At 69.4% G+C, this 10209-nt stretch carries 9 protein-coding genes; 3 read left to right on the top strand and 6 right to left on the bottom strand.

The annotated features are described in order from the left end of the window. Positions 1–39: 39 nt before the first annotated feature. The 3 genes from VGD44_RS11630 to VGD44_RS11620 form a co-directional block, all read right to left on the bottom strand. Complete coding sequence (locus VGD44_RS11630; RefSeq protein ID WP_331087102.1) at positions 40–1365, bottom strand: acyl-CoA dehydrogenase family protein; 1326 nt, start codon at positions 1363–1365, stop codon at positions 40–42. A gap of 90 nt (positions 1366–1455) precedes the next feature. After that, positions 1456–2394: a hypothetical protein gene (locus tag VGD44_RS11625; protein WP_331087099.1), complete on the bottom strand. Its 939-nt coding sequence runs from the start codon at positions 2392–2394 to the stop codon at positions 1456–1458. Between the two features lie 73 nt (positions 2395–2467). After that, a complete protein-coding gene (locus VGD44_RS11620; RefSeq protein ID WP_331087097.1) occupies positions 2468–3247 on the bottom strand; it encodes a crotonase/enoyl-CoA hydratase family protein in 780 nt (259 codons plus the stop codon). Positions 3248–3337: 90 nt separating this feature from the next. On the opposite strand from VGD44_RS11620, the gene VGD44_RS11615 reads away from it, so the two are divergent. Next, positions 3338–4558, top strand: coding sequence for a serine hydrolase domain-containing protein (locus VGD44_RS11615; RefSeq protein WP_331087095.1), 1221 nt, complete (start codon positions 3338–3340; stop codon positions 4556–4558). Here the strand turns inward: VGD44_RS11615 and VGD44_RS11610 are convergent. Beyond that, the gene (locus VGD44_RS11610) at positions 4515–6017 is read right to left on the bottom strand and encodes an MATE family efflux transporter (protein WP_331087093.1); all 1503 of its coding nucleotides are present in this window, start codon (positions 6015–6017) and stop codon (positions 4515–4517) included. The genes VGD44_RS11615 and VGD44_RS11610 overlap by 44 nt on opposite strands. Before the next feature lie 166 nt (positions 6018–6183). Here VGD44_RS11610 and rfbD point away from each other — a divergent pair, with 166 nt between their 5' ends. Further along, entirely contained in the window at positions 6184–7077 is an 894-nt protein-coding gene (gene rfbD / locus VGD44_RS11605) for a dTDP-4-dehydrorhamnose reductase (RefSeq protein ID WP_331087090.1), read from the top strand. Here the strand turns inward: rfbD and VGD44_RS11600 are convergent. Together VGD44_RS11600 and VGD44_RS11595 are read right to left on the bottom strand one after the other, a co-directional pair. Then, a complete protein-coding gene (locus VGD44_RS11600) occupies positions 7061–7642 on the bottom strand; it encodes a hypothetical protein (protein WP_331087088.1) in 582 nt (193 codons plus the stop codon). The genes rfbD and VGD44_RS11600 overlap by 17 nt on opposite strands. Positions 7643–7712: 70 nt before the next feature. After that, positions 7713–9101 (bottom strand): amino acid permease, encoded by a 1389-nt coding sequence (locus VGD44_RS11595; protein ID WP_331087086.1) that lies wholly within the window; start codon positions 9099–9101, stop codon positions 7713–7715. Positions 9102–9246: 145 nt separating this feature from the next. Between VGD44_RS11595 and VGD44_RS11590 the strand changes: the two genes are divergently transcribed. Further along, on the top strand, positions 9247–10209 hold a 963-nt coding region (locus VGD44_RS11590; protein ID WP_331087084.1), incomplete at its 3' end, for a DUF885 domain-containing protein.

Raw genomic sequence — 10209 nt, 5'->3', positions numbered from 1 at the left:
AAGCCCGGCCATGACGATCACAAAGGGGAGTGGAAGGGGCTACGCCGTCTCCTTGGCCTTCTGCGCTGAATACGCCTCCTTCAACTCGCCCAGCTCCTTGGCGAACAGCTTCTGCGCTTCCTCGCGCAGCTTCGGGATGTGGTAGCTCGGGAAGAGGTCGTTCTCGGGCGCGTAGTCCTTCAGGATCTGCTTCGCCAAGGTCACCTTGTGCACCTCTGTCGGCCCGTCGGCGATGCCCATGACCAGGGCCGAGTTGACCATCCCCATGAACGGCATCTCGTTGGAGACGCCCAGCGCGCCGTGCAGGTGCGCCGCCTTGGTCGCGACGTCGTGGTAGACCTGGGGCATCGCCACCTTGATGGCCGCGATGTCCTTGCGGACCTTCTGGTAGTCCTTGTGCTTGTCGATCAGCCAGGCGGTGCGCAGGACCAGGAGGCGGAAGCTCTCCACCGCGATCCAGGAATCGGCGATCTGCTCCTGCACCATCTGCAGGTCCGCGAGCCGCCCGTCGCGCGTGGTCCGCGACACCGCGCGCTGGCACATCAGGTCCAGCGCGTGGCGGCAGGCGCCGACGGTGCGCATGGCGTGGTGCACGCGCCCACCGCCCAGCCGCACCTGGGCGATCACGAACGCCGCGCCCCGGTCGCCCAGCAGGGCGTCGTAGGGCAGGCGCACGTTGTTGTAGCGGACGTAGCCCTCGTTCCCCCCGCCGATCTCGCCGCCCGCGCCCACGGCCACGTTGCGGATGATCTCGACGCCGGGCGTGTCGGTAGGCACCAGGAAGATCGAGGTGCGTCGGTAGGGGTCCTTCGCGTCCGGGTCGGTTACCGCGTAGAGGACCAGCACCTTCGAGTAGCGGGCATTGGTCGAGAACCACTTCTCGCCGTTGATCACCCACTCGTTCCCGTCCAGCACGGCGCGGGTCTTGAAGGTGAGCGGGTCGGAACCGCCGGTGGGCTCGCTCATCGAGAAGGCCGAGCGGATCTCCCCGTTCAGCAGCGGCCAGAGGTACTGCTCTTTCTGCTTCTCCGTGCCGTAGTGGGCGATGATCTCGGCGTTGCCCGAGTCCGGCGCCTGGCAGCCGAAGATCGACGGGGCCAGCTGATTGCGGCCCAGCTTCTCGTTCATCAGCGCCAGCTTCAGCTGGCCGTAGCCCTGGCCGCCCAGCTCGGGGCCCAGGTGGCAGGCCCACAGGCCCTCGGCCTTCACCTTCTCCTGCAGCGGCTTGATGAACTTCTCGCGGCCCAGGCTGGAGAAGACGGCCATGCCCAGGTGCGAGAGCGGCTCCACCTCCTCGCGCATGAAGTCCTCGATCCAGTCGAGCTTCTTCTGGAACTCCGGATCGGTCTCGAAATCCCACGCCATGCGCGTTCTCTCCCGGCGGGCTCTATTTTCGTATTTCGGGTACGCTATGCCCCGGCTGACAGGTGAGTCAAACGCTCGTTTGCTGGCAGATCAGCGAGCGGCGGCCGCGGCGGCCCGCTCCTCGACCCGCGCGCCGCCGAGGATGCCGGCCATGGAGTAGTTCCCCTCGTGACAGGCGTACTCATAGATCGGCCCGGCGGTGGCGTTCAAAGGCATCTCCCCGCGCCAGTCGCGGTGGAAGACCTTCGGGTCGTGCACCAGGTAGCTATAGAGGATCTGGTTCGCGGAAATGCGCCGGAACCGCTCGGTCACCACCGCGTCGGACGAGAGGTACAGGCGAGCGAAGGTGGATCGCCGCAGGGACTGCCCCGGATGGAAGGCGGTGGTGCGTACGACCAGTTCGTCGCCGACGTACCAGGCGACCGGATGGCCCAGCCAGTCGGGCGGCCGCATAGGTGTCGGCGCATCCTTGGGGACCAGGGGAATGATCCGGATCTCGTGGTTGCCCTCCAGCATGATCACCACGTGATCGGGCGTCTGCACGATCTTCCACACATTGCCGCCGCCCGCATTGAACATCGGAGGTCCAGCGGACATGAACGGCAGGCAGCGGTCGTTGGCGCTTCGCGTCTCCGGCCCGTCGGACGTGTAGGACCGGCTCACCAGCTTCGCGCCAGTTTCCGTGTACGGCAGACGACCGTCCAGGGGATCCACGAGCCAGGAGGTCCGGATCTCGCCGCGGATCCTCCCAAGCACGAAGCCGGGGTCCATCCACTCTGTCTCCTCCTGGCCCACGTCGTCGCCGACGTACACCGGCGGTGGCGGGATGGTGCGCTCCTGGGCTTCGGTGATGACGAGCGACGGATAAACGTCGGGGCGCTCTAGCTTGGTCCTCGAGTTCACCGACCAGAGCCCCTGCAGGTCAGGCGCTTCCGACGCGGTGCGGGGCGGGCGGTAGTCCGCGGCGACGGCGCTGGCCGACAGCGCCATCGCTGCGAGCAGTCCGGCCAAGGCGACGGACTTTGGCATGGGTCACGTCGTAACGGCGGTATTCCACCCCTTCAAGCGGACAAGCAGCCGCCGCGGCGTCAATTCGGCGAGATCAGAACGCCCCGCCGCGCCCTTGGCCGGACGCGAACCGCGTGGCGCCCTCCACCGCCGAGCCCGTGCGCAAGGTCTCCATGCCGACCTTCACCTCGAAGGCGGTGGCCTCGTCCCAGTCCAGCGACCATTGCTCCAGCGCCGAGAGGCGGTCGTTGCGCATGCAGAGCTGTGGGAAGGCCGAGAGCTGGCTCGCGAGCTCGAGGGCCGCGAACAGCGCCTGGCCCCTGGGCACGACGCGGTTGGCGAGGCCCATGGCGTGGGCCTCGTGGGCATCCACCGGCCGGCCGGTGAGGATCAGGTCCATCGCCCGCGAGTGGCCGATCAGGCGCGGCAGGCGGATGGTGCCGAGGTCGATCAGCGGCACGCCGAACCGGCGGCAGAACACGCCAAACGTCGCGCCCTCGGCCGCCACCCGCAGGTCGGCCCAGCAGGCCACCTCCAGGCCACCCGCCACCGCCGGCCCCTCGATGGCGGCGATCACCGGCTTACCGAGACGCAGGCGCGTCACCCCCATCGGCCCCAAGTCCCCGTCCGGCTTGATCGGGTTCGCGCCCGAGTCCGGCCGGTTCGTGGAGATCGCCTTCAGGTCCGCGCCCGCGCAGAAGTAGCCGCCCCGGCCGGTCAGCACCGCCACGTCCAGCGCCTCATCCGCATCGAACCGCTTGAAGGCGTCGTAGAGCTCGCGGGCCGTCGGGCCGTCCACGGCGTTGCGCCGCTCGGGACGCTCGATGGTGACGATGGCGGTGCGGCCGTCGGTCTCGTAGCTGACGGTAGGCATAAGCGGAGCTCCTCTCGACCCGTCTATCGTCGCGCTTGCGACCGCAGGGAAGGCAAGGGCAAATGCCTGGGTCACCGGTGGGGGAATCGCATGGGCGGTACGGCGAACGGCTTCTCGAAGGACCGCCTGCAGCGCATCGACCGCTTCCTGCAGGAGAAGTACGTCGGCCCCGGCCGCATGCCCTGCGCCCAGTTCCTGCTAGCCCGCGACGGCGAGGTGGTCCACCAGACCATCCTGGGCCAACAGGACCCCGAGCGCGGCGTGCCGCTGGCCGAGGACACGGTCTTCCGCATCTATTCGATGACCAAGCCGATCACCTCGGTCGCGCTGATGCAGCTGGTCGAGGAGGGGATGATCGCGCTGGATGATCCGGTGTCGCGCCATATCGCGGAGTGGAAGGACCTGGGCGTCTTCTCGGCCGGGACCGGACCCTACCTCACGACCCCGCCGACGCGGCCGATGCAGGTGGTCGACCTGCTGCGCCACACCTCAGGGCTGACGTACGGCTTCCAGAACCGCACAAACGTCGACGCCGCCTACCGCAAGCTCAAGCTGGAGGCGATGCACGGCGAGCACGACCTGGAGGCCATGATCCACATGCTGGCGAAGCTGCCGCTGGAGTTCTCGCCGGGCGAGGCGTGGAACTACTCGGTCGCCACCGACGTCTGCGGCTACCTCGTCCAGAAGTTGACCGGCCAACCGCTCGACCAAGTGTTCCAGGAGCGCATCTTCGACCCCCTGAAGATGGTCGACACCGGCTTCTTCGTCCGCGACGACCAGCGCCCTCGCTTCGCCGCCTGCTACGACGCCGCGCCGGGCGGCAAGCTGAAGCTGCAGGACGACGCCCAGAAGAGCCCCTACCTGGCGCCACCGGCCCTGCTCTCCGGCGGCGGCGGCCTCGTAGGCACGGCGGCCGACTACATGCGCTTCGCCACCATGCTGGTGAACGGCGGCAAGCTGGACGGGGCGCGGATCCTGGCGCCCAAGACCCTGGAGCTGATGGCGTCCAACCACCTGCCGGGCGGCAAGGACCTCACCGAGTTGTCGCGCTCGCTGTTCTCGGAGAGCACCAACGCCGGCGTCGGCTTCGGCCTGGGCTTCGCCACCGTGTTCGACCCGCCGCAGACGCTGATCCCCTGCAGCTTCGGCGAATTCTACTGGGGCGGCGCAGCCTCGACCGCCTTCTGGGTCGACCCCATCGAGCAGGTCACCGCCGTCTTCATGACGCAGCTCCTGCCGTCCTCCACCTACCCTGTGCGGCGAGAGCTCAGGACACTGGCGTACGCCGCCTTGATGGAGACGTATGGGTAGCTGCTTCGGCCGCCACCTCGGTTTCCTCGACGCCCGAGGGCGGACCCATGCCGGTGTCCAGAGCGTCCCCGTGCGGCGGCGTGGTGGGCAGCATGCGCGAGTTCCGCCAGCCGCCCCAGCGATAATAGGCGCCCGCCAGGATCAGCGAGACCAGGCTGCCGGCCGGGAAGCTCAGCCACACCGCGTCCGCGCCCAGCATCGGCTCCAGCACGTTTGCCAGCGGGACGCGCACGCCCCAGAGCGCGATGATCATGGCGAGCAGCGGCGGCCACACCGCGCCGGTGGCCCGCACGATCCCTGAGAAGATGAAGGCCATGCCGAAGGGGATGAACCCCCAGAGCACGATCGAGTTGATGTGCACCGCGACCGGCAGCGCGGCGCTCCCCGCCGGGAGGAAAGCCTGCAGGATGATCGGGTCGAGGAGGTAGATGATCACGATCGGCGTGGCCGAGAAGATCGCCGCGTAGAGGACGCCGATGCGGGCGATCCGACCTACCCTGTCCATGTTGCCGGCGCCCACGTTCTGGGCCGCCATCGAGGACACTGCCGCGCCCAGGGCCATGGCCGGCATCTGCACGTACGTCCAGACCTGCACGGCCGCGCCGTAGGCCGCCGCTGTGGTGGAGCCGTAGCCGTTGACCATGCTCATCATCGTGACCGCCGCCAGGCTGATGACGATCATCTGGAAGGCCATGGGCAGGCCCTTGAAGACGAGGTTCTTGACCACCTCGAGGTCGGGCCGGAAGGCGCGCCACTCGCTGGGCGTCAGCACCAGGATGCTCTTGCGGCGGTAGAGATAGGTCACCATCACCGCCAGCGTGGTGCTCTGGGCGATGAGCGTCGCCGTCGCGGAGCCGACGATGTCCAGCTTCGGCAGGGGCCCGACCCCGATGATCAGCAGCGGGTTGAGAGTCACCTCCAGCAGCACCGCTACCACCGAGAAGTAGAAGGGTGTGCGCGAGTCGCCCGCGCCGCGCTGGGCCATCATCAGGAAGGCGAAGCCGTAGACGATCGGGATCGCGGTGAAGATCACGCGCAGGTAGGCGATGGCGTCGCGCTTGGCGTCAGCCGGTGTGGCCATGCCGGTGAGGATGGCGGGCGTGAGGTAGTAGCCCAGCACGCCAACCAGCGTGGAGAGGCCGAGGAAGAAGAGCGTGGCCGTCCCCACGACCCTGCGCGCCATGTCGCGGTCGCCCGCGCCGACCGCCTGGCCGATCATGATGTTGGCGGCCATGCTCATGCCGAACATCGCGCCCAGCATCAGGAAGAAGATCTGGTTCGAGTTGGAGATGGCGGTCAGCGCCGCCTCGCCCAGCACGTGGCTCACCCAGACCGCGTTGGCGGTGCCGTTCAGCGACTGCAGGATGTTCGAGCCCATCACGGGCAGGGCGAACAGGATCAGCGTCTTGCCGAGCGGGCCGGTGGTCAGGTCCGGCATCTTGCGGCCGCCGGGGGCCATCCCCGGTCCTCGCGCCGCTCCCGCCCGCTGGTCCAACGCCGCCCCCGACTCGCTCAGCCGCTGGGGCTGTACCGAGGCTTCTAAGGGCCGAACCCGGCGGCATACAAGCGTGGCGGACAGCCACAGCGCGCCTTGAGGCGACACGGTTTCGCGCTATGGAAGCCGCATGCCCCTCCAGATCCTGCAGTTCGGAACCACCGGCCAGCTCGGCGTCGAGCTCCTGCGGCAGGCGCCGGCCCACGACGTGGCCATTACCGCGCTGGGCCGCGCCGAGGCCGACCTCGCCGACCCGGCGGCCTGCGCGGCGAAGGTCCGGGCGCTGAAGCCGCACGTCGTCGTCATCGCCGCCGCCTACACCGCCGTCGACCTGGCCGAGAGCGAGACCGACCTCGCCCGCGCCGTGAACGCCACGTCGCCCGGCGCCATCGCCGCGGCCGCGGCCGAGGTCGGCGCGGCGCTGATCAACGTCTCGACCGACTACGTCTTCGACGGGGCCGGCGGCGCGCCCTACGCCGAGGACGCGCCGACCAACCCGCTGAACGCCTACGGCCGCACCAAGCTGGAGGGCGAGCAGGCCGTGGCCGCGGCCAATCCGCGCTCGCTCAGCATCCGCACCTCGTGGGTGGTCTCGCCGCACGGCAAGAACTTCGTGAAGACGATGCTGCGGGTGGCCGCCGCCGGGAACCCGCTGAAGGTCGTCGACGATCAGTCCGGTCGCCCCACCTCCGCCGCAGACCTGGCGGGGTTCATCCTGCAGGTCGCGCCCAGGCTCGCCGCCGCGAAGGCGGGCGATCCGCTGTTCGGCGTGACGCACTTCGCGAATTCCGGTGAAGTCACCTGGCGCGACTTCGCCATCGAGATCTTCGCCCAGGCGCTCGGCGACGAGGCCCCCGATGTCGGCGCCCAGCGCACCGCCGACTACGTGACACCCGCCACGCGGCCGCTTCGCGCTAGCATGGACCTTTCGCGGCTGCGCGAGGTCTACGGCGTGGCCCCGCGGCCCTGGCAGGAGGCGCTGGGCGACATCGTGGCCGAGCTGAAGGCTACTTCGACGCCTTGACCAGCTTCTCGAGCGACTTCTCCAGCCGGGCGAAGCCGGCCGTCATGCAGGCCATGATCGCCTCGGCGTCGGCGCTGGGCCCGACCGCGGCACCGGCCCTGCCCTGGCCCGCCTTCTCGCGGACGCAGGCGTAGGTCTCGCGCAGGCGCCGCCCGGAATCGATCTCCTCGGCGATGTACCAGGTCAGCAGGTTCGCGGTCATCGGGTCGAACTCGCCCTCGGCGATCCGGCGGCGGATGTCGCCGAAGGGATCGGTGTCGCGATCCTCGCGGTCGCCGATCTTCTCGAGATCGCTGATGTTGGGGTTCGCGAGCTTCGAGAGGATCTCATAGCCCTTGGGGTCAACCTTCCTGCGCAGCGAAAAGCCCAGCTCGGCGATCCGGCGGCAGAACACGTCGCCGTGGCTCGTCTCGCGGGCCGCGACCAGCCGCAGGGTGCAGGCCAAATCAGGGTCGGGCGTCACGTCGGCCCAGGCCGTGAGGTAGACCCCCGCGGCGCTCTCGGCGTTCGAGATCGCGTTCAACAGGCCCAGGTACTTGGGCTTCTGGACAGTAGCGGCTTCCATGGCGCTCCTCCTCGCCGGGCGTCTCTGCGCCCTGACGGGAGGAGGATGGTCCCGGCGCCGTAGGGGAAGGCTACGCCGGCGCGAGCCGGCTGCGCGTGCGCCCGTAGAGCAGGTAGACGACGACGCCGATCACGTTGGCGCCCAGGAAGAACAGCATGGTCTGGGTCTGCAGGCTGGAGAACAGGTAGAGGCAGCCGACGACGGTCGCCGGCGCGACCAGCCAGACCAGCGGGGTCGTGAACGGCCGCGGTAGGTCCGGCGCGCGGACCCGCAGCACCATCACCGCGAACGCCACCGCGATGAACGCAGCGAGCGTGCCGGCATTGGCGAGCGATGCGATCTCGTCCAGCGGCACGAGGCCCGCGAACACCGCCGCTATCAGGCCGGTCATGATGGTCACGGCGGTCGGCACGCCGCGGCGGTCGACGCCGGCCAGGGCGCGGGGCAGCAGGCCGTCCCGGGCCATGGCGAAGAAGACGCGGCTCTGGCCGAACATGAAGACCATGATCACCGTCGGCATGGCGACGACAGCGGCGCCGGCGATGATGGCCGCCGCCCCCGGACGACCGAGCTGCTTCAGCGCGTAGGCAAGGGGTTCCGGGCTCTTCGAGAACGGCTCGTAGGGCACCACGCCGAGCGCGCAGGCGGCGATCACCATGTAGATGACCGTGCACAGCGCCATGGAGCCGACGATGCCGATGGTCAGGTCGCGCTTGGGGTTCTTGGCCTCTTCCGCCGCCGTCGAGATGGCGTCGAAGCCGTAGAAGGCGAAAAAGATGATCGCGGCCGCGCCCATCATGCCGAACTTCTTGCCGTCGATCTCGTGGGCCCCGAACCCGAAGGGCGCGAAGGGCTCGAAGTTGGTCGCGTCGAAGTGGGGCAGCGTGAAGGCCACGAACGCGGCCAGCGCCGCGAGCTTGATGCAGACCAGCACGAAGTTGACCGTCGCGCTCTCGCGGGTGCCCAGCAGCAGCACGCCCGTGACGGTCAGGGCGATGAAGATCGCCGGCACGTCGATGACGCCATCGTTCAGGAACAGCTCGGGCACGCCGGCGCCCCGCAGGAGTCCCGAGGCATAGCCCGACCAGCCGACCGACACGGCGCTGCACACAAGCGTGTATTCGAGGATCAGGCTGACGCCGATGATCCATGCGATCGCCTCGCCGAGGGTCACGTAGGCGTAGGTGTAGGCGCTGCCGGCCTGGGGCGTCAGGCTGGCCATCTCGGCGTAGCACAGCGCGGCCCCGGCGCAGATCACGCCGGCCACCGCAAACGAGAGGATCACCGCCGGGCCCGCCAGCCCCGCGGCCACGCCGGTCAGGGTGTAGATGCCGGTGCCGATGATCGCGCCCACGCCCAGCGCGATCAGGTGCGGCCAGCCCAGGGTCGCCTTCAGGTGGTTGCCGCCATCGGCCGGCGCGCCCAGCTCAAGCGGCTTCCTGCGCGTGATGAAGCTCATGTGATCCCCTCTCCGGTCTCGCGGCGCCGGCTCTTTGAGGCGTCATTTGCGCTGAGCCGGCCCGGCCTGCCAAGCCTTGCCCCGAAACGCTTGTCGCCGGGGCGAACACACGCCAGCTTGCCGGCCTTTTCGGGGAGAGTTCGTCATGCGCCGCCACCTGATCGCCGCCTTCGCCCTGGCCCTCATGGCGGGCCCTGCGCTGGCCGACGACACCGCGATGACGAAGCTGGCCGCCGACTACGACGCCTGGCTGCTGGCCGAGGACCCGATCACCGCCGGCCGCCAGGGCGACCGCGCCGCGCTGTCGAAGCTGCCCGAGGTGACGCCCGCCTCCGACGCCCGCCGACTGGCGGCGCTGAAGGGCTTCCAGTCGCGGCTGGCCGCGATTCCCGCCCAGGGCCTCTCCGAGAACGCGGCGCTGAACCGCGGCTACATGGCCTGGGAGCTTGGCAGCCGGGTCGGTCAGATCCAGTTCGACACCGCCCGCATGCCGATCTCGTCCGACGGCGGCTTCGAGGACGTGCTGAACTACGTGGCCTCCACCACGCCGATGCGCTCGGCCGCCGACGCCGAGGCCTGGATCGCGCGGCTGGGGGCCCTGCCCGGCTACTACCGCGACAACGTCGAGAACGCCCGGCGGGGGATCAAGACGGGCTTCACCCAGCCAAAGCCCACCATCGACATCATCCTCGCCCGCGCCAAGGCCGCGGCCGCCGCGCCGATCGACGGCGACCCGCTGCTGCGCCCGTTCCGCATGCGGCCCGACACCGTGCCGGCCGAGCGCTGGGCCGCGCTCGAGGCCCGCGCGAAGGCGGTGGTCCAGGACAAGATCCGGCCCGTCCAGCGCGACTTCGCGGTCTTCATCGAGCGCGAGTACGCGCCGGCCGCCCGTAAGGGCCTGGGCGTGCGCAGCGTCCCCGGCGGCGAGGCCTACTACCGCTTCGCCGTGAAGGACTTCACCACCACCGAGAAGACGCCCGACGAGGTCTTCGCCCTCGGCCAGTCCGAGGTCACCCGCATCCGCGCGCAGATGGAAGTGACGATGCGCCAGACCGGCTTCTCGGGCGACCTCCCCGCCTTCATCGCCATGCTGCGCAAGGACCCGAGG

Source organism: Phenylobacterium sp., from assembly GCF_036402295.1.
Classification (GTDB): domain Bacteria; phylum Pseudomonadota; class Alphaproteobacteria; order Caulobacterales; family Caulobacteraceae; genus Phenylobacterium.
The sequence above is the reverse complement of the archived record's forward strand: the minus strand, read 5'-3'. Positions and strand labels throughout refer to the sequence as shown.